Consider the following 26582-nt stretch of genomic DNA (forward strand, 5'->3'; position numbering starts at 1 on the left):
AAACCAATCAGACCCGGTCGTAGCCTTCGGCCAGATGCAGGTCCTTGAGCTTCACGTAGTTCGCCGCGCTGTAGGTAAAAAAGGCACGTTCCTTGTCGGTCAGAGGCCGGGCCTGTTTTGCCGGGCTGCCTACATACAGGAAGCCGCTTTCCAGGCGTTTTCCCGGCGGTACAAGGCTGCCCGCGCCGATGATCACGTCATCTTCCACCACCGCCCCGTCCATGACGATGCTGCCCATGCCGATCAGGACGCGGCTGCCCACCGAGCAGCCATGGAGCATGACCTTGTGGGCGATGGTCACGTCATCGCCGATCAGCAGCGGGAAACCATCGGGATTGAAGGGGCCGGCGTGGGTGATGTGCAGCACGCAGCCATCCTGGACGCTGGTGCGGGCGCCAATGCGGATGCGGTGCATGTCGCCGCGAATGACCGTCAACGGCCAGACGGAGCTGTCTTCGCCGATTTCTACGTCGCCGATCACCACCGCGGTGCTGTCGACAAAAGCGCCGCGGGCAAGCCGTGGGCGGTGATTCTGGTACGTGCGAAGGGTCACGATAGGCTCTCTCTTATCCGGTGATAGGCGCTGCTAGCTGCGGTGAACGTCGATTGTAATTAAGATGGGTCCATGTTTCTTCCAGCCAAGGTGTCAACCGTGAGCGTGAACAACCCTCTTTTGCAACCCTACGACCTGCCACCGTTCTCGGCGATCCGTGCCGAGCACGTGCAACCGGCCATCGAGCAGATCCTGGCTGACAACCGTGCCGCCATTGCCGAGATCCTCAAGACCCAGGGCACACAACCTACCTGGGCCGGCCTGGTGCTGGCGATGGATGAGCTCAATGATCGCCTGGGCGCCGCCTGGAGCCCGGTGAGCCATTTGAACGCCGTGCGCAACAGCCCCGAACTGCGCGAAGCTTACGAGGCCTGCCTGCCGGCGCTGAGTGCTTATTCCACCGAGCTGGGCCAGAATCGCGAGTTGTTCCAGGCCTTCGAAGCCCTGGCCAATAGCCCCGAGGCCGCCGGTTTCGACGTGGCGCAGAAAACCATTCTGGAACATTCCCTGCGTGACTTCCGTCTGTCGGGTATTGATCTGCCGCCCGAGCAGCAGCAGCGCTACGCCGAAGTGCAAAGCAAACTGTCGGAACTGGGCAGCCGCTTCTCCAATCAATTGCTCGACGCGACCCAGGCCTGGACCAAGCACGTCACCGACGAGGCCACCCTCGCCGGCCTGACCGATTCGGCCAAGGCGCAAATGGCCGCAGCCGCCCAGGCCAAAGAGCTGGACGGTTGGCTGATCAACCTGGAATTCCCCAGCTACTTCGCAGTGATGACCTACGCCGAAGACCGCGCCCTGCGTGAAGAAGTCTACGCGGCCTACTGCACCCGTGCGTCAGACCAAGGCCCAAATGCCGGCCAGAACGATAACACCCCGGTGATGGAGCAGATCCTCGACCTGCGTCAGGAACTGGCTCAATTGCTGGGTTTCGCCAACTTCGCCGAGTTGAGCCTGGCGACCAAGATGGCCGAGTCCAGCGATCAGGTCCTCAGTTTCCTGCGAGACCTGGCCAAGCGCAGCAAGCCGTTCGCGGCCCTGGACCTGGAACAGCTCAAGGCGTTCGCCGCCGAACAGGGCTGCCCCGACCTGCAAAGCTGGGACAGCGGTTTCTATGGCGAAAAACTGCGCCAGCAGCGTTACAGCGTGGCCCAGGAAGCCCTGCGCGCGTACTTCCCGATCGACAAAGTGCTGGGCGGCCTGTTCGCCATCGTGCAGCGGCTCTATGGCATCGAGATTGCCGAACTGAAGGGCTTCGACACTTGGCATCCGGACGTGCGCCTGTTCGAAATCAAGGAGAACGGCCAGCACGTCGGCCGTTTCTTCTTCGACCTCTATGCCCGCGCCAACAAGCGCGGCGGCGCCTGGATGGACGGCGCCCGCGACCGTCGGCGCACCTTCGATGGCGTGCTGCAAAGCCCTGTCGCCAACCTGGTGTGCAACTTTACCCCGGCCGACAGCGGCAAACCCGCGCTGCTGACCCACGACGAAGTTACCACCCTGTTCCACGAGTTCGGCCATGGCCTGCACCACCTGCTGACCCGCGTCGAACATGCCGGCGTGTCCGGCATCAACGGCGTGGCCTGGGATGCCGTGGAACTGCCGAGCCAGTTCATGGAAAACTGGTGCTGGGAGCCCGAAGGCCTGGCGCTGATTTCCGGTCACTACGAAACCGGCGAGCCGCTGCCCCAGGACCTGCTGGAAAAAATGCTCGCGGCGAAAAACTTCCAGTCCGGCCTGATGATGGTGCGCCAACTGGAGTTCTCGCTGTTCGACTTCGAGCTGCACGCCACCCACGGCGATGGCCGTAGCGTGCTGCAAGTGCTCGAAGGCGTGCGCGACGAAGTCTCGGTGATGCGTCCACCGGCCTACAACCGCTTCCCCAACAGCTTTGCCCACATCTTCGCCGGCGGTTATGCGGCGGGCTACTACAGCTACAAGTGGGCGGAAGTGTTGTCGGCCGATGCGTTCTCCAAGTTCGAAGAGGACGGCGTACTCAACGCCGACACCGGTCGCGCCTTCCGTGAAGCGATCCTGGCCCGTGGCGGCTCCCAGGAGCCGATGGTGCTGTTCGTCGACTTCCGTGGCCGTGAGCCATCGATTGACGCACTCTTGCGCCACAGCGGCCTGACCGAGGACGCAGCAGCATGAGCGAGGGGCCTGTGATTACCAAAAGACGCTTTATCGCTGGGGCGGTCTGCCCGGCGTGCAGCGAACCGGACAAGTTGATGATGTGGAATGAAGACGGCGTGCCGCACCGTGAATGCGTGGCCTGCGGTTATTCCGACACGCTCAACGAACAAGGCCTGTCGGTGCCCAAGGAATTGGGCACCCGGGTCAATACCTCGGCGCTTAAAGCGCCGGACGCCAAAGTCCAGGCCGTGCAGTTTTTTCCCAACCCCAAGTTGAAGAAAAAGCCCGACTGAATTATCCAGCATCACCTTCCGGGCCGCCCCGGCCCGGGAGCGATACATATATACCGCAAGGCTCCTCACCTTCCTCCCCAGACTGTCGACTCAGACAAGACAGGCCGGAAGGTTTCCCATGCTCAACGATGACAACCCGCTGCTGCAGGCCTATGACCTGCCACCCTTTTCGCAGATCCAAGCTGAACACTTCTCACCGGCCCTCGACCGGATTCTTACGGAGAGCCGCGCCCAGGTGGCCCAGATCATCAAGACCCAGGCGCCGTTTCCCACCTGGGACGACCTGGTGCTGGCCATGGATGAAATCCATGCGCGATTGAAAGGTTTCGGCTATGTGCTGCACCGTCTGACGACGACCAGGACAGGACGGGCCTGGGAGCAGGCATCGCTCGATTGCAGCGAGCGACTGGAGCAATACCAGAGGTCGCTGAGGCAACATCGTGAACTGTTCGAACTCTACCAGCGCTTGGCAGACAGCCAGATAGCCCTTCATTTTGCACCGGCGAGAAAAAGAGCCTTGGCAAAGATCCTCCGCCAGTTCCACGAGCATGGCCTGGCGCTCACTGCCCAAGCAGACGTGGAGGACCTGAAGTTGCGAATCCGGGGCGCTTGCAGTTTGTTCCTGGAACATTTGCACGAGGCCAACAAGGCCTGGAGCAAAGCGTTCCACGACGAGGCCCGATTGAGCGGTCTACCGGCGCCTTTCAAACAACGCATGGCCGACCAGGCGCGTGAAAAAGGGCATACGGGATGGTTACTGGCCCTTAACGACGACTCGTACCGAACCGTCACCCGTTACGCTGACGATCCCCTGCTGCGCAAGCAAATCTACGTTGCCTACAGCACCCGCGCATCGGATCAAGGACCGCATGCAGGCGTGTACGACAATGGCGATGTGCTTAGGCAGTTGCTGCGGGATCGCCATCAGTACGCCAACCTGCTGGGCTACGAGAATTACGCGCAAATGGCGATCGAGTCGGAGCAAGCCGAATCGCCCGAACAGGTCCTGGCGTTCCTGGAAGGACAACTTGGACGGCAGCAAGACGTATTCGACCGCGACGCCCGGCAATTGGAAGCATTTGCCCTGCAGGAAGGCTTTCGCGAGCTGCAACCTTGGAACTATCAATACCTGGCGGAAAAACTACGCCGTCAAACGGCCGGTATATCGGAACAGACCATCAGCGCCTGGTTTGCCCTGGAGCCGACGCTTTACGGGTTGTTGCAGATTGCCAAGGAGCTGTTTGGTGTGACCATCGTCGAGCGTCCGGACGTGGCGACCTGGCACTCGGATGTGCGTCTCCTGGAAGTCCGAGAGTGGGACGCAACCATTGGCTACATTTATTTCGACCCGTTCGAAACGGCCGGTCAGGACGGTTTCCCCCATACCACGGCCCCGCGGAACCGCCGCATCACGGCCGAGGGTCGCCCCCGCCACCCTATCGCTGTTTTGCACGGCTGGCTGCCGCGCAGCTCAGGCACCGATCCCCTACTGCTGGACCACCAACAGCTACGGATCCTCTTCCATGAGTTCGGCCATTGCCTGCATCACGTATTGAGCCGCGTCGAATATCGCGAGATTTCCGGAATCACCGAGCTTCCCCGGGATACGGCCGAGTTCGCCGGGATTCTGTTCGAGCAATGGTGCTTTTCCAAACGATGTCTGATCCGCTTGTCGAAGCATCATCAGACCGGGGCGCCCCTGCCAGAGGAAATGGTTGATCGGTTGCTGGTTTACCTCCATACCCAGACCAGTTGGGACACCGCTGATTTCCTGCGCAAAGCACTATTCGACCTGGAGTTGCACCGCAGCCATGGCGACGGTCGTACCGCCCAGCAGATATTCGATCATGCCAATGCACAGGTGGGGTTGCTGCCACGGCTGGCTAATGAGCGGTGGCCCAATGGCCTGGACTATATGGTGACAGGCTACGCGGCGGGGATTTACACCTACGGCTGGGCGAAGGAACTGGCGAAGCTGGTGTTCGAGAGGTTCCGGCGCGAGGGGGTGTTCAACGGCACGACAGGGCGAGCATTACGCGAGACCGTGTTGGGCCCAGGTGATTCGCGGCCTCTGCTCGACTCCATCACAGCCTTCCTGGGAGGAGGATCGGCCCTCGGGCCCTTGGGCAAACGCGAGGGTGAATGACCTAACCGTCTCAACCGTGCCGCCAGCCGTCTGACAGCTGAACGGCACTGGTTAAAATCGGCCCAACCGAATACTGTACATACATACAGCCAATTCGGAGCATGAACCATGTCCTCGTCATTTCCGCCTCGCGGCCGTGGCACCGCGACCAACCCGCACAACCGCTTCGCCCCGCGTCGCTCGGTGGCCGAAGATGACGGTTGGTATCAGGAAGTCCCGCAAACCCAGGGCACCGAAGTGCGCATCGAAACGGCGAAGACCATCATTACTCGCAACACCTCACCGGATCTCCCTTTCGACCGCTCCATCAATCCTTACCGGGGTTGTGAACATGGCTGTATCTACTGCTATGCGCGGCCCAGCCACGCGTATTGGGACATGTCGCCCGGGCTGGATTTCGAAACGAAGCTGATCGCCAAGACCAATGCCGCCGACGTGCTGGAGGAGCAGTTGTCCAGGCGTGGTTATCAGTGCGCGCCGATCAACCTGGGGTCCAATACCGACCCTTACCAGCCGATCGAACGTGAGCAATGCATTACTCGCCGGATTCTCGAAGTGCTGCTGCGCTACCGCCATCCGGTGACCATCGTCACCAAAGGCTCGCTGATTCTGCGTGACCTGGACCTGCTGACCGAGCTGGCGCAACAACGCCTGGTCAAGGTCATGATCAGCCTCACCACCCTGGACGATGAACTCAAGCGCATCCTCGAACCGCGCGCGGCAGCACCCAAGGCGCGGCTGCGAGCAATCAAGGTCATGCGCGAGGCGGGCATTCCCGTGGGCGTTCTGTGTTCACCGATGATCCCGATGATCAACGACAGCGAGATCGAAAGCCTGCTGACCGAAGCCCACGCCGCCGGCGCGCAGAGTGCCGCCTACATGATGCTGCGCTTGCCGTTGGAAGTGGCACCGCTATTCGAAGAATGGCTGCAGGCGCACTACCCGCAACGCGCGGCTCATGTGCTGAGCCTGGTTCGCCAGAGCCGTGGCGGCGAACTGTATGACAGCCGCTTCGGTTCTCGGATGCGTGGTGAAGGCCCCTTCGCCGACCTGTTGGCCCAGCGTTTCGCCAAGGCGCTCAAGCGTCTGGGGCTGGAGCGCCGGGAAGGTTACAATCTCGATTGCGACGCCTTTTGTCCGCCGGGCCGACAGATGTCTTTGATTTGATTAAAGTTGAACGTAGAGCATAGGCTGCATGAACGGCACTTGCGTTCCCGGTCACCTGTAATCGTTGTTCTAGAGCCTTTGATTCAGTTTGAGTTAAGTTTCGGCCGCTACCTTGTTCATCGAGTGACTGACAGGTCGAACACCTCGACCTGGATTTTTTTTCCAGCCACTGGCGCTATTCAAAGAGGATGAATCATGAGTGACAAGGATAAACAGCCGTTGGCTGCGTCGGCTTCAGCCCAACCCGAGGCGGAAACCGCCGATGCAGCGCTGCAGCATATTGTTGACGGCTTTTTGCATTTTCATCACGAAATCTTTCCCCAGCAGGAAGAACTCTTCAAGAAACTCGCCACGGCGCAAGCGCCCAGGGCGATGTTCATTACCTGCGCCGATTCGCGCATCGTGCCCGAGCTGATTACCCATAGCTCCCCAGGCGACCTGTTCGTGACCCGCAACGTCGGCAACGTCGTTCCGCCTTACGGCCAGATGAACGGCGGCGTCTCCACCGCCATCGAATACGCCGTGCTGGCCCTCGGTGTGCAGCACATCATCGTCTGCGGTCACTCCGACTGCGGCGCCATGCGTGCCGTGTTGAATCCGGACACTCTGGAAAAAATGCCCACGGTCAAAGCCTGGCTGCGCCACGCCGAAGTGGCCAAGACCATGGTTCATGACAATTGCCCGTGCGGTGACGAAAAACAGATCATGCCGATCCTTACCGAAGAGAACGTGATTGCGCAGTTACAACATCTGCGAACGCATCCCTCGGTCGCCTCTCGCATGGCCAACGGCCAGTTGTTCATCCATGGCTGGGTGTACAACATCGAGACCAGCGAGATCAAAGCCTACGACGCGGACCAGGGTTGTTTCCTGCCGCTCGATGGCAGCCATCCGATACCGGTGGCGACGCCTAAAGCGCGCTTCTAACCACTCCTAATCATCCTTGCATGGTTCAAGCCTTACCGCTGTTTACGCGGTAGGGCCTCGCCATGCCTGAAGAAAACTTCGGGAGAGTCGCCATGCGTGCTGCTCAATTAAAAGCTGTTCTGCCACGGGAGCTGTTGGCTTCCGTGGTGGTGTTTCTGGTGGCGCTGCCCTTGTGCATGGGCATTGCCATTGCGTCTGGCCTACCACCCGCCAAAGGTCTGATCACCGGCATCATCGGCGGGCTGGTCGTGGGTTTTCTGGCCGGCTCCAAGTTGCAAGTCAGCGGCCCGGCCGCCGGGTTGGCGGTATTGGTTTTCGAACTGGTGCGCCAGCACGGCGTCGCGATGCTCGGGCCGATCCTGCTGCTGGCCGGTCTACTACAGTTGCTGGCCGGGCGCTTTCGCCTGGGCTGCTGGTTCCGGGTGACAGCGCCGGCGGTGGTCTACGGGATGCTGGCGGGTATCGGTGTGCTGATCGTGTTGTCCCAGGTCCATGTGATGCTCGACGCGGTGCCTAAGCCCTCGGGGCTGGATAATCTGGCGGCGTTCCCTGCGGCAGTGGCTCAGGCCTTACCGTCGTTCGGCTGGCAGGCGGGTCTGCTCGGTTTGTCGACGATTGCAGTGATGTGGCTGTGGGAAAAATTTCGTCCCCACAGCCTGCGCTTCATTCCTGGCGCCTTGCTGGGTGTCGGCCTGGCGACCGTCGCCAGCCTGCTGCTGGCCTTGCAGGTCAAGCGTGTGGAAGTGCCGGAGAACATGGCCGAAGCCATTGATTGGCTGCGCCCGGCGGACCTGCTGAACCTGGCCGACCCGACGCTGCTGATCGCCGCGTTCGCTGTCGCTTTCATCGCCAGTGCCGAAACACTGCTGTCGGCCGCCGCCGTGGATCGCATGCACAGCGGTGAGCGTGCCGATTTCGACCGGGAACTGTCGGCCCAGGGCATCGGCAACATGCTCTGCGGTCTGCTCGGCGCCCTGCCGATGACCGGTGTGATCGTGCGCAGTTCGGCCAACGTCCAGGCCGGGGCGACCACGCGGATGTCGACGATTTTTCATGGCCTATGGCTGTTGCTCTTCGTGCTTCTGCTGTCCAGTGTGCTCCAGAGCATTCCGGTGGCGAGCCTGGCGGGTGTGTTGGTGTACACCGGTTTCAAACTGGTGGATCTCAAGGCGTTTCGCGGGCTGGGACGTTATGGCCGGATGCCGATGTTCACCTATGCCGCAACGGCGCTGGCGATCATCTTCACCGACCTGCTGACCGGCGTATTGATCGGTTTTGGCCTGACCCTCGCAAAACTGGCCTGGAAAGCCTCCCGACTGAAAATCAGCCTGATCGATCTGCCCCAGGAGGGTGAAATGGAATTGCGCCTGGTGGGGGCGGCAACCTTCCTGAAGGTTCCGGCGCTGACCCAGGTGCTGGGCACCATTCCCACAGGCGCGACGGTGCATGTGCCGCTCAATAACCTGAGCTACATCGACCATTCGTGTCTGGAATTGCTGGAAGAATGGGGCCGGGCGAATGCCAGCAAGGGTTCGAAACTGCTGATCGAATCCCGCGGGCTCAAGCGCAGGCTGGAAGGGCGCTTGCGCACCACGGTGGGGGTGGGCGCAGCGGCGGGATAACCTCTCCCTCTGTGGAACCCATTATTCACGAACAACACAGATCCAATGTGGGAGCGGGCTTGCTCGCGAAGGCGTCGTGTCAGGCAACTCATTCGTTAGCTGATACACCGCTTTCGCGAGCAAGCCCGCTCCCACAAGGGTTTCATGTTTTCCTGATGGATCAAGCCGCCGGCTGATCCAGTTCCAGACCCACGCCCAAGCGACGGGACATGCACGGCCAGCGCTTCCAGGCCGCGCCGGTTTGCGGACTGCTGAGCTTCTCGCGGTAGGTTTCTACCGACTCCAATGCAAACGTCTCGTCATTGAGCATCTCATCGAACGTGTGGTGCACCACTTCATCGAGTTGATTGGCAAACTCCTCCCCGATCAACTGGTGGGCAATCAGATTGGCGACCGTCATGTCCAAGGGGATCAGTGGCTGGCCGAAATGCTTGATGTACAGGTCATTGACCTCCTCGACAAACCGGTGCGCCAGATAGGCTTCGTCCAGCAGGCTGTCGAGCCCGACATGGCCGGCCATGATCGTCGGCGGCTGGAGGAAGTACTGTTCGGCAATCTTCAGTACGGGTTTGATCTGCGACTCGATACCCGCCTCCCTGGCGACTTCATTGGCCGCATCCAGCAGATCGGGCACTTCATCAATGTAGGCGGCGACGAAACGCGTCAGGACGTCGTTGGCGTCCGCGTCCGGCAACTGGATAGCACGGTGCAGGTTCGGCAGCTGGGCCTCCAGCTGACGCGTCAGTTGGCCGGTCTCGGCCTCATGTTGTTGGGCTTTTTGGATCTGCTCGCGCAATGCGGCGGTGTTCATGACAACTCCAGGGAACAAGGCAATGAAATAAGGAAGACATAACTTAGCTGGCGAAAAGACACTCCTCAGACCTATTTTTCATAACCGGTTCGTCCTTGATACGTCGCTGTTATATCGGTTTGCCATCACTCAGGTTCGCATCCTTCTCCATTCGTGGGCTCTAGCGCAAGCCCTGCCTGTTTCAAACGATTTACGCCATCGCGTTGCGAGGTTGCAGGTGCTGTCTATACTCGGTTTGGAATGGAGTTAGCTGATGACACCCGATTGCATGTGCAGCAAGGCGCGGCGAGTCAAGTTGGTAGTCTGAAGTAGCCGATCCCTTGCCGCTGGCGTTACGCCGACGGGATAACAAGAACGATAAGGGGAACCCGCAATGACGCGACATCCACACGTATGGATGGGCCTCCTGTTGTGGTCGATTTTCAGCCAGGCGCAAGCAGCCTGGACTGTGAATATGGCGCCTGGAGCGACACAGATCAGCAATGCAGTGTTCGACCTGCACATGACCATCTTCTGGATCTGTGTAGTGATCGGCATCATCGTCTTCGGCGCCATGTTCTGGTCGATGATGATGCACCGCCGCTCAACCGGCCAGAACGCGGCCAATTTCCACGAAAACACCCGCGTCGAAATTCTCTGGACCATCGTGCCTTTCCTGATCCTGGTCGCAATGGCGGTTCCCGCCACCGCCACCCTGATCAAGATGTACGACTCCAGCGAGTCGGACATCGATATCCAGGTCACCGGCTATCAATGGAAGTGGCACTACAAATACCTGGGCCAGGACGTCGAGTTCTTCAGCAACCTGTCCACTCCCTCCGAACAAATCAATAACCAGAGCGCCAAAGGCGAGCACTACCTGTTGGAGGTCGACAAGCCGCTGGTGCTGCCGGTCGATGCCAAGGTGCGCTTTCTGGTGACCTCCGCCGACGTGATCCACTCCTGGTGGGTGCCCGCGTTCGCGGTCAAGCGCGATGCGATTCCCGGCTTCGTCAACGAAGCCTGGACCCGCGTCGACAAGCCCGGCCTGTATCGCGGCCAATGCGCCGAACTGTGCGGCAAGGACCACGGGTTCATGCCGATCGTGGTCGAGGTCAAGAGCAAACCCGACTACGAAGCATGGCTGGCCGAACGCAAGGCCGAAGCGGCGCAGCTCAAAGAGCTGACCAGCAAGGAATGGACGCAGCAAGAGCTCATCGAGCGTGGCGACAAGGTCTATCACACCACCTGCGTGGCCTGTCACCAGGCCGAAGGCCAGGGCTTGCCGCCGATGTTCCCGGCGCTCAAGGGCTCGAAAATCGCCACTGGGCCGATCAAGGATCACCTGAACATTGTCTTCCACGGCAAACCGGGCACCTCCATGGCTGCGTTCGGCAAGCAATTGTCGGAAGTCGATATCGCGGCGGTCGTGACCTATGAACGTAACGCCTGGGGCAACAACAAGGGCGACATGGTGACGCCTAAAGAAGTGCTGGAACTCAAACAGGCGGAAAGCCAATGAGCCGGCCTGACGTTTGCTCCCGCAACCGGTCGCAGCTCACAGCCGCGCGCCGCCCAGCCCACTCGTTCGAAGGAGACAGGACATGAGTGCTGTGATCGATGACCACGGTCATGCCGACCACGCCCACGGCCCCGCCAAAGGGCTGATGCGCTGGGTACTGACCACCAACCACAAGGATATCGGCACGCTGTACCTGTGGTTCGCCTTCTCCATGTTTCTGCTGGGCGGCTCGTTCGCCATGGTGATCCGCGCCGAGCTGTTCCAGCCCGGCCTGCAGATCGTGCAGCCGGAGTTCTTCAACCAGATGACCACCATGCACGGCCTGGTGATGGTCTTCGGCGCGGTGATGCCGGCCTTCGTCGGCCTGGCCAACTGGATGATCCCGCTGATGATCGGCGCGCCAGACATGGCCCTGCCGCGCATGAACAACTTCAGTTTCTGGTTGTTGCCGGCGGCGTTCCTGATGTTGGTGTCCACGCTCTTCACGGAAGGCGGCGGGCCGAACTTTGGCTGGACCTTCTACGCGCCGCTGTCCACCACCTATGCGCCGGAAAGCGTGACGTTCTTCATCTTTGCCATCCACCTGATGGGCATCAGTTCGATCATGGGCGCGATCAACGTGGTCGCCACCATCCTCAACCTGCGTGCCCCCGGCATGACCCTGATGAAAATGCCGCTGTTCGTCTGGACCTGGCTGATCACCGCGTTCCTGCTGATCGCGGTGATGCCGGTGCTGGCCGGCTGCGTGACGATGATGCTGATGGACATCCACTTCGGCACCAGCTTCTTCAGTGCCGCCGGCGGGGGTGACCCGGTGCTGTTCCAGCACGTGTTCTGGTTCTTCGGGCATCCCGAGGTGTACATCATGATCCTGCCGGCCTTCGGTGCCGTCAGCTCGATCATCCCGGCGTTCTCCCGCAAGCCGCTGTTCGGCTACACCTCGATGGTCTATGCCACGGCGGCCATTGCGTTCCTGTCGTTCATCGTTTGGGCGCACCACATGTTCGTGGTGGGCATTCCGCTGGTGGGCGAGCTGTTCTTCATGTACGCCACCCTGCTGATCGCCGTGCCCACCGGGGTGAAGGTGTTCAACTGGGCCAGCACCATGTGGCAAGGCTCACTGACCTTCGAGACGCCGATGCTGTTTGCCGTGGCGTTCGTGATCCTGTTTTCCATTGGCGGTTTCTCCGGGCTGATGCTGGCCATCGCCCCGGCGGACTTCCAGTACCAGGACACCTACTTCGTGGTCGCGCACTTCCACTATGTGCTGGTGCCCGGCGCGATCTTCGGGATCTTTGCCTCGGCCTACTACTGGCTGCCGAAATGGACCGGCCACATGTACGACGAAACCCTCGGCAAACTGCACTTCTGGCTGTCGTTCGTCGGCATGAACCTGGCGTTCTTCCCGATGCACTTCGTTGGCCTGGCGGGCATGCCCCGGCGGATCCCGGACTACAACCTGCAGTTCGCCGACTTCAACATGGTCTCGTCCATCGGCGCCTTCATGTTCGGCACCACGCAGATCTTCTTCCTGTTCATCGTGATCAAGACCATTCGCGGCGGCGAGCCGGCGCCGGCCAAGCCGTGGGATGGGGCCGAAGGGTTGGAGTGGAGCGTGCCGTCGCCGGCGCCGTACCACACCTTTACTACACCGCCGGAAGTGAAATAGATGACGCTGGGAATCTGTGTGGGAGCGAGCTTGCTCGCGATGGCTGCGACTCGGTGTGTCAGACACACCGCTATCGCGAGCAAGCTCGCTCCCACAGGGTTCCTGGTAAGGACTGGAAACCATGGCTGATTCAATCTCACTGAAGAAACTGGTCACTCGCCTGCTTGTGGTGGTGGTGGCCATGTTTGTCTTCGGGTTTGCCCTGGTGCCGATCTACGACGTGATGTGCAAGGCCTTCGGCATCAACGGCAAGACTGCCGGGCAGTACGAAGGCGAGCAAACCGTGGATGAATCCCGCCAGGTGCGCGTGCAGTTCCTGTCGACCAACTCGGTGGACATGGTCTGGGATTTCTATCCCAAGGGCGATGAACTGGTGGTTAAGCCGGGGGCGGTGAACGAGATGGTCTTCGTTGCCCACAACCCTACCGATCGGCCGATGAGCGCCCAGGCCGTTCCGAGCATCGCGCCGAGCAACGCGGCGGCCTATTTCCATAAGACCGAATGCTTTTGTTTTACCCAGCAAGTGCTGCAACCCGGCGAACGTATCGAAATGCCCATGCGCTTCATCGTTGACCGGGACATGCCCAAGGAAGTGAAGCACCTGACGCTGTCCTACACGCTGTTCGATATCACCGCTCGTCATCCACCGGTGGCTGTAAACACTGACCGATAGCGTGCCCGATAAGGAGAACAATAAATGGCAACTCACGAGCACTATTACGTTCCGGCCCAGAGCAAATGGCCGATCATCGCCACCGTCGGGATGTTCGTCACGGTGTATGGCCTGGCGACCTGGTTCAACGACCTGAAAGCCGACCGGCCTGACTCCCACGGCCCGCTGATCTTTTTCGTCGGTGGCCTGTTGCTGGCCTACATGCTGTTCGGCTGGTTCGGCGCGGTGATCAAGGAAAGCCGCGCCGGGCTCTACAGCGCGCAGCTTGACCGCTCATTCCGCTGGGGCATGAGCTGGTTCATCTTCTCCGAAGTGATGTTCTTCGTCGCGTTCTTCGGCGCGCTGTTTTATGTGCGCATGATCTCGGCGCCAGGCTTGGCCGGCGAAGGCAGCAAGGGTTTGTCGGAGATGCTTTGGCCGAACTTCGAATACGTCTGGCCGTTGTTGAACAACCCCGACCCGAAACTCTTCCCACCACCCAAGGATGTGATCAGCCCTTGGGGCTTGCCGTTGCTCAACACCATTCTGCTGGTCAGTTCCAGCGTCACCGTGACCATCGCCCACCATGCCCTGAAAAAAGGCCATCGCGGCGCGCTGAAAATCTGGCTGGCGATCACGGTGCTGCTGGGTTGCGCCTTCCTGGGCTTCCAGGCCGAGGAATACATCCACGCCTATAAAGAGCTGGGCCTGACCTTGGGCTCGGGGATCTACGGCGCGACGTTCTTCATGCTCACCGGGTTCCACGGCGCCCACGTCACCATCGGCACGATCATTTTGTTCGTGATGCTGATGCGCGTCATGCGTGGGCATTTCGACAACGAGCATCAGTTCGGCTTCGAGGCGGCGAGCTGGTACTGGCACTTCGTCGATGTGGTGTGGATCGGCTTGTTCTTCTTCGTCTACATCCTCTGAGGCACCGTTACCAAGGCGGCTCTTTACCAAGGAGCATGCGACACCAACTGGCCGCTGAAAAAGCCCCAGGCGATCAAGCCGACGGTGATGGCGGCCAAGCTGACCCGAATCGTCAGGGCGATGACCAGGCGATTGGAATTGCCTTCGTCCTTGACCAGAAAAAACAGGCCGCTGAACAGGCTCGCAATCGTGGCAATCAGCATCAGGACGATGGCTGCTTTTAGCATTAGGGACACTCCGGGGGGACGCGATGCACGTGAGTATAGCTATCTCGCTCGACAGCTTTGGAACGGCGCCATGAAAGGCTTTCGACCAGGCATCGTGCCGTCTCTGGTAGTGGCGATCCTGCTGCCGGTGATGGTGTGCCTGGGTTTCTGGCAACTGAGCCGGGGCGAGCAGAAACGCGAGCTCATGCACAGTTATGCCGAGCGTCGCGTGGCGCCGCCCATGGACAGCGGCGAACTGCAACAGACGGCGGATCCGGCCTTTCGACCGGTCAGCCTGCGAGGCCAGTTCGACGCCGAACACAGCATCCTGCTGGATAACCGCCAGCTCGACGGCAAGGTCGGCGTGGAGTTGCTGCAACCCTTTCTCGACCATGCCACCGGGCTGTGGCTGCTGGTCAACCGCGGCTGGTTACCCTGGCCTGACCGCCGCACCCCGCCGGCCTTCAGTACACCGGAACAACCGGTGAGCCTTCAAGCCTGGGTCTATGTGGCTCCAGGCGCCACGTTCCAGCTCCACGCCGACCCGGCCGACGCCCCGTGGCCGCGCCTGGTAACCACCATCGAGCCGGACAAACTCTGGGCCGAACTGGGCCGCAACGGCTTCGCCTACCAATTACGCCAACAAAGCGGCCCCGGTGCCTACCGGACCGAATGGCCGGTCGTGGCCATGGGCCCGGAAAAACACCTCGGCTATGCCGTGCAGTGGTTCGCCATGGCGGCGGCACTGTTCGGCCTCTTTCTTTATCTCGGATGGCACAACGCAGGGAGACACCATGGGGAACACCATGAATCCAACCAACACGTCTGAGGCGCCCACGGCGCACAACCGTCGACGCGGCCGCGTGCAACTGCTGCTGATCGTGCTCGGGGTGATCGGCCCGATGATCCTGGCCACCATCATGTACAAATTCCAGTTCTGGGTCCCGGAAAGCCGCAGCTATCACGGCGAACTGATCGGCACCGGCCAGACCCGCGCCGAGATCGGCGTACAGGCTGACGAGAAACGCTGGCAGATCCTGGTCACGGCGCCGCAAGTGTGCTCCGAGGATTGCCGGCAACTGGTGTACCTGGCCCGTCAGGTGCAGATCGGCTTGGGCCGCGATGCCTCCCGCGCCAGCCATGCCCTGGCCATCGCGCAACCGCTGGACGCCGACTATGACGCCCAGTTGCAGCGCGAATACCCGCAACTGCAACGTTATCCGCTGGACCTGCCGGCCTACCAGAAAGGCGCCCAGGGCTCCGAAGGCGCGCAGCTGTGGATCATCGACCCCCATAGCAACCTGGTGCTGCGTTATGACGCCCGGGTGAAGGGCAAGGCGCTGCTCAACGACCTGCGACATCTGCTGAAACTGTCGAACATCGGATGAGGGCATCGACATGGCCAAACCTGGATTTCGCCTCGCGCTGTTTGCCACCTTGCTGGCACTGGTCGTCGTCCTGCTGGGCGCCTACACCCGGCTCACCCACGCCGGCCTCGGATGCCCGGACTGGCCCGGTTGCTACGGCTTCATCAGCGTGCCCAAGAGCGAAGCCCAACTGGCCCATGCCGAACTGCATTTTCCCGACGCCCCGGTGGAAGCCCACAAGGGCTGGAACGAGATGGTCCATCGCTACTTCGCCGGCCTGCTGGGGCTGATGATTGCCGCGCTGGCCGCCCGGGCCTGGATGAACCGGCGCCACCCCGGCCTGCCATTGAAACTGCCGCTGTTTCTGCTGGCGGTGGTGGTTGCCCAGGCGGCGTTCGGCATGTGGACCGTCACCCTCAAGCTGTGGCCGCAGGTGGTGACCGGGCATCTGCTGGGCGGCTTCGCCACCCTGAGCCTGCTGTTTCTGCTCACGTTGCGATTATCCGGTGTGTTGCCGGCGCTGACCGTGCCCAAGCGACTGCAACACTGGGCCACCGCCGGCCTGCTGCTGGTGATCGGCCAGATCGCCCTCGGCGGCTGGGTCAGCTCCAACTACGCCGCCGTAGCCTGCATCGACTTCCCGACCTGCCACGGCCAATGGCTGCCACCGGCGGATTTTGCCAACGGCTTCCACCTGACCCAGCACATCGGCCCGAACTACCTGGGCGGCCAGCTCGACAGCGATGCGCGCACCGCCATTCACTTGACCCACCGCATCGGCGCGCTGCTGGTGACCGTGGTGCTGCTGGGGCTGGCCTGGCAATTGAAAACCGTCGGCATGACCCGGCTGGCCGGGCTGGTGCTGATCGCACTGGCGGCGCAAATCACCCTGGGCATCAGCAACGTGCTCTTTCATCTACCGCTGCCGGTGGCCGTCGCGCACAACGCCGGGGGCGCCGCGCTGCTGCTGACCCTGGTGCTGGTCAATTATCACGCCCGCACCAGCCTGGTTCGGGTCAAGCATCAAGTCCCGCTGCGCTGGCGGTTCAACCCGCATAAACACGGCGTCAGCCCCATCACTATAAAAGGAGAGATGCCATGGCAACCCTGACCGGTGAACGCCACAGCCAGGCGATCTGGCGCGATTATCTGGAGCTGACCAAGCCCAAAGTGGTGGTGCTGATGCTGATCACCTCGCTGGTGGGCATGTTCCTCGCCACCCGCGCCGGGGTGCCGTGGACGGTCCTGGTGTTCGGCAACCTGGGCATTGCCCTGTGTGCCGGCGGCGCGGCGGCGGTCAACCATGTGGTGGACCGGCGCATCGATGCGGTGATGGCCCGGACTCACAAACGCCCCTTGGCCGAAGGACGGGTCTCGCCGGCCGCCGCACTGACCTTCGCCCTGGCCCTGGCGGTGGCCGGCCAAGCGCTGTTGCTGGCGTTCACCAACCCGCTGACCGCCTGGCTGACCCTGGCCTCCTTGCTCGGCTATGCGGTGATCTACACCGGTTTCCTCAAACGGGCGACGCCGCAGAACATCGTCATCGGCGGTCTCGCCGGCGCGGCGCCACCGCTGCTGGGCTGGGTGGCCGCCACCGGGCATGTCAGCGCCGAACCGTTGCTGCTGGTGCTGATCATCTTCGCCTGGACCCCACCGCACTTCTGGGCCCTGGCGATTCATCGCAAAGAGGAATACGCCAAGGCCGACATCCCGATGCTGCCGGTGACCCACGGCGAGCACTACACCAAGATCCATATCCTGCTGTACACCCTGGTGCTGTTGGCGGTGAGCCTGATGCCCTTCGTGATCCAGATGAGCGGGGTGCTGTATCTGGTTTGCGCCCTCGTGCTGGGCGCCCGGTTTCTGCAATGGGCCGTGGTGTTGTACCGTGGCAGTCGGCCGCACGCGGCGATCAACACGTTCAAGTACTCTATCTGGTACTTGTTCCTGCTGTTCATCGCCCTGCTTGTAGATCACTACTTACTGTTGAGCCTATGACTCGAACCCAGAAAACCGTCTTCATCCTCGTGGCCGTGATCGCGCTGATCATGGGCCTGACCATCAACAAAGTGCTGTCCGGTAAAGGCGAGGGCGCCCAGACGGCACTCATCGACGCCGGCATCATCCTGCTGCCCCAGAGCCGCAACCTGCCGGACGTGAAAATGACCGACCAGGACGGTCAGCCTGTGGTGATGGACGAATTGAAAGACAAATGGAGCCTGCTGTTCTTCGGCTACACCTTCTGCCCGGACATCTGCCCGACCACCCTCGCCCAACTGCGCCAGATTAAAAGCGAGTTGCCGAAGGAAGCTGTGGATAAGTTGCAGATCGTACTGGTGAGCGTCGACCCGAACCGCGACACGCCCAAGCAACTCAAGCAGTACCTGGGCTACTTCGACCCGCAGTTCATCGGCCTGACCCCGTCATCCATCGAAGACCTGCAGAAGCTGGCCAACGCGGTGAGCATTCCGTTCATCCCGGCGGACACCAGCAAACCCAACTACACGGTCGACCACAGCGGCAACCTCGCCGTCATCGGCCCGGACGGTACCCAGCGTGGGTTTATTCGTGCGCCGTTGAATAACCAGAAGCTGGTGGCGCAGTTGCCGGAGATGCTTAAGCGCAAATAACCTCCGAGGGGCAAGCCGCTCAGCTAAGCCATGCCGATTCCTTGTGAGGAAGCCCCTTGTGGCGAGGGGATTTATCCCCGCTGGGCTGCGCAGCAGCCCCCCAAAAGGCTGAACACGATCAACATGGCACAACGCGATGGCCGGGGTCAGGGCGATGAGCCTCCTGCCCCAATCTCTCTGTGGGAGCGGGCTTGCTCGCGAAAGCGGCAGGTCAGCTTGCATCAATATTGAATGTACCGCCCTCTTCGCGAGCAAGCCCGCTCCCACACCGGGTGATGGTGAACACAGTATCTGCAACAGCCCCCAATCCCTGTGGGAGCGAGCTTGCTCGCGATGAAATCGACGCGGTTCCAGACCAAAACAAGTCACCCGCATCGCCAGCAAACCCCGCTCCTACAGACCCCGGCTACACACTTTCACCAACCCACGCATCCTTGCGCCTTTGCCTACAACTACGCCAGAATCCGCCCGCTTGTGCGCCTTGTCTCCGGGTTCTATTGTTTTCCTGCCACTGCCCATCAGTGGTCGGGTTTAGTAGCCCGGTAATAGCAACGGTTGCATGAGTCTCATCAGTCAGGCATCGCCTGCACTCGATGGTGGCTGTGCGCATGGCGCCCTCGGGCGCGCCGGTTTCCGTTGCCTCTGCCGGTCTACTAACTTGCGCACAGCTGCCTCCTTTCGTTTAGTAGCGAGATGGTTGCGGCCTACTAATCAGAGGTAACGCAACGATGTTCAAAATAACTCCGAATCCTCCAGAAGCAGATTCCACCGCACAGTCCGCAAAATCCAAAGCCAAGCAGCAAGACGAAACCACCAAACGCGTGCTCGATCACTATTTGCTGCCGAAATCTGAAAAATCCCAAGACGCCCCCAAACCGGGCCAGCTATTCACCGTCGTGAAAGGCCTTGATAACGAATGCTTGCTCGCCAACCTCAGCGAGACATTGGCCTCGGCTGATGCGATGGTGAGTGATCTGGCGTTTGATCTGGATGGATCGAGGCGCCATGTGGCGCAGGGTATTCAGCAGTTGATTGAGCTCAGTTCGCTGCTGGCGAATCGGGTGTTGGATAACGTCGATCCACGTTAACCGCAACACCCTCAAGCTGTGTGGCGAGGAGATAATCCCCCTCGCCACACATTGCAGGCCCTTAACCAGAGATAACGGGACAGATTTATTTTCTATATTTTCTGATATTAGATCTGCCAGCTTTTCCCGCTCAGCCAATCTCCTCAAACCGCCGCCGCTTCAGAAACAACCCTACCCCTAAGGCCACGGCAAAAGAGCAGCCAATCAAAACCTCCCAAAGATGGGCGGCCCCCTTCAGATTAAGGCTTAACGAATATGCTTGGCCTGCAACTCAAAAAAGGAGTACAGAAAGAGGCTCGCTAGCTATTTTTTGAATTGCCTGGCGAAAGCAGAACAAATTCCTGCCCTCGCATACACGAAAGTCAACGCACGCGATTATTACAGTATTTGCAGTGAGCGAAATAGCCCTCTATGCAAAATTATGTTTTCACTCATATTTAGTCGAGCTTCTTTATTTCTATACCTAAAAACTTGATAGCTAACTTGCTTAGGCTGATTCCCAATTATACTAAAATGAAAAAGCATTTGAAGAACAAATTGGCTGTCATTTGTTTTAATCAAGCCGTTTTCGTTTGCTTGATTGAAAGAAACAATAAATTCCTCGATTCTTAGAGTTTGCTTTCTCAACGTGGTGAAAATGTCCAATATCTTATGTATATCTGGAATTGCACCATGTATCTCATCCTCCAACTCGCTTCTCAAGTAGTTGGAGAAAGCAGTATCCGCCTCACTTAGTGTAGCTGGTTCTATATAATCAAAGCCCTTTTCCAGCGTCATTTCAGCACATACCTGCAAATACCTTATATAGTCGCGAGGTCGCAGAAATGAGCTTCTAGTTATATAGTCGAATGGCGTCATCGACTTTCTTTTACGATCACCATATCGAACATTCCCTTGAGTAAACAAGGATTGCCAAATTTTAGAAAACTCTTGAATTTCGCCTGTTTTAGAAGCAGCCCTCGATAGTCTGAATGCAAGCATATTTTTGATGGAATCCTCATCCCATTCAAGGTCTGCTTTATAATCAAGCCATTTCGTCTTGTCCGGATCTTGTAGAATCTCGTAGATGTCGTCCCTGATGAAAACTACTGGATATAGCTTACGATCCGAGAATCGTGCGCGAATATCTTGCACCGCTTTGAATAAACTCGTTAAAAGATCCGTGTACTGCTTGTATTTTTCGGGCTCAATAATATCCTTATAATCTTCATCTAACTCATCAAACATTATCAAATATTTATCAGCACCTATTTGTCCCTTTAAGAAATGCTCCAGTATATCGACTCGCTCGATCCAGTTATCACTCCCACCTTTGTCCTCAGTTTTTTTGTCGGTGCCGAACCCTATTCCTGTCCCTAAAATCTTGATATCAAATTTAAGTGAAGTCCAGCGATCAATTGCATTAGGAAGGGCATTCTCGATATCGTCATTAAATATATGTTGAAGCCTCTCCCTAGTTTCGAGTCCGACCGAGGTGTTTTTTGACATCAACTTGCAAATCGTTGAATAGATTAAGTACTTCCACAGCGTAATATACTGATTGGGCTTCGTGAAGCCCTTGTCTTGAAGCTCATATAGATTGTTAAATGGGAAATTCTTAAAGGTCAGTTTTTGCGAGTGATATCCAGGCTCGCGTTTATTGTCGAGATGCTCGCTGATTGCGGTCTTTCCGGTTCCTTTCCTACCCACAACATATAGTTTGTTACCGCTCAATATTCGATTGACTATGCGCGTGTGATAAAAGTATCGATCAGAGTTCTCAAGCTTCGCCTCAAGTTTCCATTCTTCAATCTCTTCCAGCAATGAATTCATACTTCACCAATTATCCATAATATTTATGACAGTTAAAATTTACCCTTCGTAGGCGCACGCTCTATACCAGCAGAGCGCTCGCATTTGCTGATCTTAAGCTCCTGAGGCGTGCGAGAGCACCACATTTCGAATCCCGATCCAATAGCCGAGAATGGGGGTCACCCATTAGCCGGTCTCAAGTCAAGGCTAAAAGCCAACTCGCCTTGCAGCTTTTAACTGCTGGGTTCCTCCTTATCCCTACCTGCCTTAAATAAGGGAACAGATTTATTTTCCGCAGATTTACCCTTCAAAAGCATTCGCATGAATGCTTGCTCCTGCTTCCCCACCTTCTGTGGGCCAAGCCAGCCAGGACCTGAGCACTGCACCTCCAAGCCACGCTTCCTCACGCCTTTGCCTACAACTGCACCAGAATCCGCCGGCTTTGCAGCCTTGCCCTCAGGCTCTATCGTTTCCTTACCACTGGCCGAGCCAGTATCGATGACACTCAGGTACGCTAGGAACCCTCGGGAAAGTCATTGGCCCAGGGGACTGGAGGAGGGCCCACCCTCTTATCCGTGAAGGACGCTAATGCGGCCTAGCTCGGCAGAAAGCGCTGCTATCCACTCTCGTACACTGCCAATCTGCGATCTTAATACCTGTAGTAAAAAAGGAGGGTTACATCGCCATGGACATCCAGGAAATCAAGCAACGCCTGGCCCGCCCCGCCGTGAAGCTCATTGCCGGCGGCTTTCGTCCTGCCGGCACCGATGAAGAAAGCTGGCTGGGCAACGTCTTCCTGTTCCGGCCTGATGAAGATGTGCCCACCAACCAGGCGGGGCAACCGTTGCTTCCCTATGCGCAGTTTTACCTGCCTGCCCTTCCCGTCCACAGCCCGCTGCTGGCGGGAGTTCGTGTATTGACGGTGTTCATTTCAAACCCGTTCCCCGAGCACTTTGAGCCGATGGGAAATAATTGGGTCATCCGCGAATATGGGCCGGATGATGTGCTGGTGCGCAAGTCTTTGCCGGTGGCAGGTACATTCCTCAAACCCTTCCCACTGACAGCGCAAGCGGTGCCGGAGGACTTTCCACTGTGGGATGGCGGTGGTGTCCCGGAGGATCTTGAGCAAGCAATCCTCACGCTGGAACGCGCGGGCGAGATACAGAGCTATTACGACTTGGTCACCCACACCTACGAACACAAGTTCGGCGGTTACCCTTCGTTTTGCCAGTCGGGTGTTGATCCGGGTGAAGGCTTCGAATTTGTGTTCCAGATCTCATCGGATGCGAAGATCAATCTGAATGTGGTCGACAGTGGGAGCCTGATGTTCTGGAAGCACAACGAAACTGGGGAGTGGGCGCTTTATTACGATTTTTACTAAAAAATAGGGGGACGGATTTACTTCTGATACCCGTGGGATGCAATTTCGCAAACAGGACTTTGGGTGAGTCACATTCACTGGAATCTGAATGTCAGCATCACTGAAATACACACCCGCCGTCAGGCACAGGCTAGCGGGCAGCCAAGCAGGATGCACCGACCGCTGTCGCCCGGCGTAACTGCGACATGACGTTCCCCGCCGTAATCACCGCCGTAGGCGATAGGGGGCAACTGCTCGCGGTCAGCGCCTCAGCAACCCAGGTATTGCAGGTATAAAACAGCGAATAGCGACCCTCGGCCTGGTAGAACCGGCTCTCTCCATACAGCCCAGGCCCGAGCACCACCAAGGTGCCCGTCGCTGAACGGGTGAAGGTCCCGGCCACGAACGCGAGCAGTCGTTGGTAGGCGTCCTCCGTCACCCGCACTTCGATGACCTCGCTTGCGGCGAAACGCCGCCTGGGGTCCCCGTCAATCTTGACCACATGCAGCACGGTTGCCGTCGACCCGAACAAGGCTCGCAGGGCGAGGCTCAAGGTGGCCTGTGGGGCTCGGTAAAAATCCTCGTCACCCCAACCGAACTCAACAAAGTCGCCGTCGCTGAACGCTTCGGCCAGTGCGGGAAGCACCTGAAGTAGATCGGGGCGCGCAATGAGCAACCCGGTATGCAGGCCATGATTCACCACATAGAAGGACCGCCAATCACCACCCTCGCCCCTCGGCGGGTCCGACGCGGTAGCGCAGCCGAACAGCGTGAGGACCAGGGCCAGCACTGCAATGCGCATACACAAGGGCTTGGAGGCTCGCTAACGAAACGTGGGAAAATCCCAGCGGGGTTGGCGCTGGATCTCGGCCAGAAGCAACTATGGCGCTTAGACACTCAAAGCGATACACCACAAGGTATCTCAGAGACCAAGCCTAGCATTCAGGAAACCCGGAGGCCGCGCGGAAACGGGGGCAGGGCGAGGGCCTTCCAGCCCCCCTGAGGGGAGCCTGCTCGCGATGAAAGGGCGCTCAGGCGCGCCGGCTTCTTCGGTTCCCCGGTCTACTAACTTGCGTACAGCTGCCACCCCCTTGTTTAGTAGCTTCGGGGTTCGGCACCACATCAGGAACCGAAGCTTATGTTCAAAATAACCCCGAACCCACCAGAAGCAGACTCCACTTCTACGTCCGCAAAATCCAAAGCCAAGCAGCAAGACGAAACCACCAAACGCGTGCTCGATCACTACTTGTTGCCGCGCTTTATTCCTCAGAGGCATGGCTTATATGCCCGCCTCCTGCGTTCCGCAGCCCGGCGAAGAACAGCAGTATGGCCCCAGCGCTCTTGCTAACCCTCTGAAGGATCCTGCGATGACCACTTTCACCCGTTATACAACCGAGACCGCCCCTGCTGCCGCCAAGCCTATTCTGGAGGCGGTAAAAAACGCTTTCAGCTTTGTGCCGAACCTTCAGGGCCATATGGCTGAGTCGCCAGAGCTGTTGGCGGGCTACAGCCAACTGTGGGACCTGTTTGGCAAGAGCACACTGACGCCCCACGAACAGCAGGTTGTGTACCTGACATCCAACTTCGAGAACAACTGCCATTACTGTATGGCCGGTCATACCACCCTGGCCAAAATGCTCGACATGTCGCCAACCGTGATCGAGGCCCTGCGGGCTGGCGACGTGATCCCTGACGCCCGGTTGGAAGCCCTGCATGTGTTCACCACCGCCGTTGTACGTGATCGCGGCTTTGTCAGCGATGCGGGTGTCGAAGCCTTCCTCTCAGCGGGATTTACTCGCCGCAACGTGCTTGAAGTTGTGCTGGGTGTTGCGACCAAGGTGATGAGCAATTACACCAACCACCTTGTGCACACTCAGCTTGACCCGTTCATGAAAGGCAATGAATGGACCAAGCCGGTATAAACCCTGACCTTGCATTGGTCTTCACTTCTCCAGCCCGCTCACGGGCTGGTCTCAAGGAGCACTCATGAACAAGCGGACTTTTCTGATAACCGGCGCCAGTAAGGGCATCGGACGTGCGTTGGCTCAGTCACTGGCAGACGCAGGTCATCTGGTCGTGGGCCTCGCTCGGCAGGCCGAGGGGATCGATTTTCCAGGTATTCTGGTGCCGGTCGACCTTGGCAATCGCGAGAAAACCGAGCAAGTGCTCGCGACCTTGGCCGAACAGTACTGTTTTGACGGCGTGGTCAATAACGTCGGGCTTGTCCGTCCGCAATTGCTTGGCGATGTGAGTCTGGACGATTTTGATGCCGTCATGCGGGTCAACCTGCACCCGGCGATCCAGGCCACGCAGGCCTTGCTGCCGGGCATGACCGAGCGTGGTTGGGGACGGATCGTCAACATCTCCAGCCTGACGGTCCTGGGCATTACCCATCGCACGGCCTACGCTGCTGCCAAAGCCGCCATCATCAGCTTTACCCGGTCCTGGGCGCTGGAGCTGGCCACGACCGGTATCACCGTCAACGCCGTTGCACCGGGGCCGACCGAAACAGAACTGTTCCGCGCGAACAATCCTCCCGGTAGCGAGGGGGAAGCCCGATACCTTTCAGGAGTGCCTATGGGGCGCTTCGGCCAACCCGAAGAAATCGCGGCGGCCATCGGCTTCCTGTTATCCGAAAGCAGCGGTTTCATCACGGGCCAGACACTGTTCGTCGATGGCGGCGCTTCAATCGGTAAAGCCGCTTTCTAGACAAGGTTGCTTTGTTCTGGTCTGTTGAGATAAACCACTCGTTGCGAGCGAAGCCACCTGCTTCGCTCGCTTTTTTTGCGGTGGCTTTTTTCTTTTCCCGTTGCGTGGAGTACCCATGGATCGATTGGCGGCGATGGAAACGTTCGTGAGCGTGCTTGAAGCCGGTTCTTTTTCGGCAGCAGCGCGACGTCTCAAGCTGGGTCAACCCGCCGTGTCAAAAACCATTGCACAGCTGGAAGAGCGCCTCGGCGTTCGCTTGTTACTGCGGTCTACCCGAGGACTGACACCGACTGAGGCCGGTACTGCCTTCTATGAACGAGCCAAGCGTGCCATCGAAGAAGCCCATGAAGCTGACCTCGCCGCGCGAGGCGCGGGCAGCGGCCTTCAAGGTACCCTGCGCGTGTGTGCGGCAGTGACCTTTGCTCGGCTGCACGTGCTGCCCTATCTCGGCGAGTTCCTGCAAGCCCATCCCGATCTGGATATCGACATCGTGCTGGACGACCGTACCGTCAATCTCATCGAGGAAGGGATAGATGTCGCGTTGCGCATGGGTGCGTTGTCGGATTCCAACCTGATCGCACGCAAGATCGGCGAATGCCAGCGCCTGGTACTGGCCACGCAAACTTACGTCCAAGCCCATGGTGAACCTTCCAGCCCCAGCGAGTTGGCGCAGCATCAAGCAGTCATTTTCTCGCAGGCAGGAGGGGGTGAGCATTGGGCCTTCGAACAAGGCAGTACGGTGCAATCGGTCACCGTCAGTGGGCGTGTGCGTGTCAGTGCAGCAGAGGGGTTGCGCGTCGCAGTGCTTGCCCATCTAGGGGTAGCGATGACGTCTGAGTGGATGTTTGCCGCAGAGCTGGCCAGCGGTGAAGTGCGGCCATTGCTGGAGCAGTGGCAATTGCCGCCTCTGGACCTCTGGGCGGTATTCCCTACGGGCCGCTTGGCTAGCGCCAAAGCACGAGCATTTGTGGACTTTGTCGAAGGGTTGATGGCGCGTCAGAAAAGCCAATAGACCAGGCCGCTC

Annotated in this window: 25 protein-coding genes; 20 read left to right on the top strand and 5 right to left on the bottom strand. The window is 59.0% G+C overall.

The genetic code is table 11. The annotated features are described in order from the left end of the window. Positions 1–7 precede the first annotated feature (7 nt). Entirely contained in the window at positions 8–553 is a 546-nt protein-coding gene (locus AAIS01_RS08855) for a gamma carbonic anhydrase family protein (protein WP_343468663.1), read from the bottom strand. A gap of 72 nt (positions 554–625) precedes the next feature. Between AAIS01_RS08855 and prlC the strand changes: the two genes are divergently transcribed. The 6 genes from prlC to AAIS01_RS08885 all read left to right on the top strand — a co-directional run bounded on the left by prlC (position 626) and on the right by AAIS01_RS08885 (position 8841). After that, entirely contained in the window at positions 626–2704 is a 2079-nt protein-coding gene (gene prlC, locus AAIS01_RS08860; protein ID WP_343468664.1) for an oligopeptidase A, read from the top strand. Beyond that, positions 2701–2979: a YheV family putative zinc ribbon protein gene (locus tag AAIS01_RS08865; protein WP_343468665.1), complete on the top strand. Its 279-nt coding sequence runs from the start codon at positions 2701–2703 to the stop codon at positions 2977–2979. Before prlC ends, AAIS01_RS08865 begins: the two co-directional genes overlap by 4 nt. 118 nt (positions 2980–3097) lie before the next feature. After that, complete coding sequence (locus AAIS01_RS08870) at positions 3098–5125, top strand: M3 family metallopeptidase (protein WP_343468666.1); 2028 nt, start codon at positions 3098–3100, stop codon at positions 5123–5125. Positions 5126–5233: 108 nt separating this feature from the next. Next, positions 5234–6292: a PA0069 family radical SAM protein gene (locus tag AAIS01_RS08875; protein WP_343468667.1), complete on the top strand. Its 1059-nt coding sequence runs from the start codon at positions 5234–5236 to the stop codon at positions 6290–6292. 195 nt (positions 6293–6487) lie between these two features. Next, positions 6488–7219, top strand: a complete 732-nt coding sequence (locus AAIS01_RS08880; RefSeq protein ID WP_047230057.1) for a carbonic anhydrase — start codon at positions 6488–6490, stop codon at positions 7217–7219. Positions 7220–7311: 92 nt separating this feature from the next. Next, entirely contained in the window at positions 7312–8841 is a 1530-nt protein-coding gene (locus tag AAIS01_RS08885; RefSeq protein WP_343468668.1) for a SulP family inorganic anion transporter, read from the top strand. Positions 8842–9001: 160 nt separating this feature from the next. Here the strand turns inward: AAIS01_RS08885 and AAIS01_RS08890 are convergent, their stop codons facing one another. Beyond that, the gene (locus AAIS01_RS08890; RefSeq protein WP_343468669.1) at positions 9002–9652 is read right to left on the bottom strand and encodes a hypothetical protein; all 651 of its coding nucleotides are present in this window, start codon (positions 9650–9652) and stop codon (positions 9002–9004) included. A 373-nt stretch (positions 9653–10025) separates the two neighbouring features. On the opposite strand from AAIS01_RS08890, the gene coxB reads away from it, so the two are divergent. The 4 genes from coxB to AAIS01_RS08910 all read left to right on the top strand — a co-directional run bounded on the left by coxB (position 10026) and on the right by AAIS01_RS08910 (position 14407). Continuing rightward, positions 10026–11153 (top strand): cytochrome c oxidase subunit II, encoded by a 1128-nt coding sequence (coxB, locus tag AAIS01_RS08895; protein ID WP_343468670.1) that lies wholly within the window; start codon positions 10026–10028, stop codon positions 11151–11153. 82 nt (positions 11154–11235) lie between these two features. Next, a complete protein-coding gene (ctaD, locus tag AAIS01_RS08900) occupies positions 11236–12822 on the top strand; it encodes a cytochrome c oxidase subunit I (protein ID WP_092399773.1) in 1587 nt (528 codons plus the stop codon). Positions 12823–12943: 121 nt separating this feature from the next. Then, positions 12944–13495: a cytochrome c oxidase assembly protein gene (locus AAIS01_RS08905; RefSeq protein ID WP_343468671.1), complete on the top strand. Its 552-nt coding sequence runs from the start codon at positions 12944–12946 to the stop codon at positions 13493–13495. A 24-nt stretch (positions 13496–13519) separates the two neighbouring features. Then, positions 13520–14407: a cytochrome c oxidase subunit 3 gene (locus AAIS01_RS08910; RefSeq protein WP_343468672.1), complete on the top strand. Its 888-nt coding sequence runs from the start codon at positions 13520–13522 to the stop codon at positions 14405–14407. A 23-nt stretch (positions 14408–14430) separates the two neighbouring features. Here AAIS01_RS08910 and AAIS01_RS08915 read toward each other — a convergent pair whose 3' ends face one another. Next, the gene (locus AAIS01_RS08915; protein ID WP_343468673.1) at positions 14431–14634 is read right to left on the bottom strand and encodes a twin transmembrane helix small protein; all 204 of its coding nucleotides are present in this window, start codon (positions 14632–14634) and stop codon (positions 14431–14433) included. Between the two features lie 70 nt (positions 14635–14704). Here AAIS01_RS08915 and AAIS01_RS08920 point away from each other — a divergent pair, with 70 nt between their 5' ends. The 6 genes from AAIS01_RS08920 (at position 14705) to AAIS01_RS08945 (ending at position 19698) form a co-directional block, all read left to right on the top strand. Then, positions 14705–15442 carry an SURF1 family protein gene (locus AAIS01_RS08920; protein WP_343468674.1) on the top strand — a complete coding sequence of 246 codons (738 nt, stop codon included), beginning with the start codon at positions 14705–14707 and terminating at the stop codon, positions 15440–15442. Then, positions 15408–16001 (top strand): hypothetical protein, encoded by a 594-nt coding sequence (locus tag AAIS01_RS08925; RefSeq protein WP_343468675.1) that lies wholly within the window; start codon positions 15408–15410, stop codon positions 15999–16001. Before AAIS01_RS08920 ends, AAIS01_RS08925 begins: the two co-directional genes overlap by 35 nt. A 10-nt stretch (positions 16002–16011) precedes the next feature. After that, complete coding sequence (locus tag AAIS01_RS08930) at positions 16012–17091, top strand: COX15/CtaA family protein (protein ID WP_343468676.1); 1080 nt, start codon at positions 16012–16014, stop codon at positions 17089–17091. Further along, positions 17079–17978 (top strand): heme o synthase, encoded by a 900-nt coding sequence (cyoE, locus tag AAIS01_RS08935; protein WP_343468677.1) that lies wholly within the window; start codon positions 17079–17081, stop codon positions 17976–17978. The genes AAIS01_RS08930 and cyoE overlap by 13 nt, the downstream gene beginning before the upstream one ends. After that, a complete protein-coding gene (locus AAIS01_RS08940) occupies positions 17975–18610 on the top strand; it encodes an SCO family protein (RefSeq protein ID WP_343468678.1) in 636 nt (211 codons plus the stop codon). Before cyoE ends, AAIS01_RS08940 begins: the two co-directional genes overlap by 4 nt. A 728-nt stretch (positions 18611–19338) precedes the next feature. After that, on the top strand, positions 19339–19698 hold the full coding sequence (locus AAIS01_RS08945; protein WP_343468679.1) for a DUF6124 family protein: 360 nt from the start codon (positions 19339–19341) through the stop codon (positions 19696–19698). A 378-nt stretch (positions 19699–20076) separates the two neighbouring features. On the opposite strand, the gene AAIS01_RS08950 is transcribed toward AAIS01_RS08945, so the two are convergent. After that, positions 20077–21510: a P-loop ATPase, Sll1717 family gene (locus AAIS01_RS08950; RefSeq protein WP_343468680.1), complete on the bottom strand. Its 1434-nt coding sequence runs from the start codon at positions 21508–21510 to the stop codon at positions 20077–20079. A 664-nt stretch (positions 21511–22174) separates the two neighbouring features. Between AAIS01_RS08950 and AAIS01_RS08955 the strand changes: the two genes are divergently transcribed. Next, the gene (locus tag AAIS01_RS08955; protein WP_343468681.1) at positions 22175–22870 is read left to right on the top strand and encodes a DUF1963 domain-containing protein; all 696 of its coding nucleotides are present in this window, start codon (positions 22175–22177) and stop codon (positions 22868–22870) included. Between the two features lie 130 nt (positions 22871–23000). On the opposite strand, the gene AAIS01_RS08960 is transcribed toward AAIS01_RS08955, so the two are convergent. Further along, complete coding sequence (locus AAIS01_RS08960) at positions 23001–23651, bottom strand: DUF2459 domain-containing protein (RefSeq protein WP_343468682.1); 651 nt, start codon at positions 23649–23651, stop codon at positions 23001–23003. A 565-nt stretch (positions 23652–24216) separates the two neighbouring features. Between AAIS01_RS08960 and AAIS01_RS08965 the strand changes: the two genes are divergently transcribed. From AAIS01_RS08965 to AAIS01_RS08975, 3 genes are all read left to right on the top strand, one after another. Continuing rightward, complete coding sequence (locus tag AAIS01_RS08965; RefSeq protein ID WP_343468683.1) at positions 24217–24771, top strand: carboxymuconolactone decarboxylase family protein; 555 nt, start codon at positions 24217–24219, stop codon at positions 24769–24771. Positions 24772–24835: 64 nt separating this feature from the next. After that, on the top strand, positions 24836–25558 hold the full coding sequence (locus AAIS01_RS08970; RefSeq protein ID WP_343468684.1) for an SDR family oxidoreductase: 723 nt from the start codon (positions 24836–24838) through the stop codon (positions 25556–25558). Between the two features lie 115 nt (positions 25559–25673). Beyond that, a complete protein-coding gene (locus AAIS01_RS08975; protein WP_343468685.1) occupies positions 25674–26570 on the top strand; it encodes a LysR family transcriptional regulator in 897 nt (298 codons plus the stop codon). The last annotated feature ends 12 nt before the right edge of the window (positions 26571–26582 follow it).

The organism is Pseudomonas halotolerans, assembly GCF_039581215.1.
Classification (GTDB): domain Bacteria; phylum Pseudomonadota; class Gammaproteobacteria; order Pseudomonadales; family Pseudomonadaceae; genus Aquipseudomonas; species Aquipseudomonas tehranensis.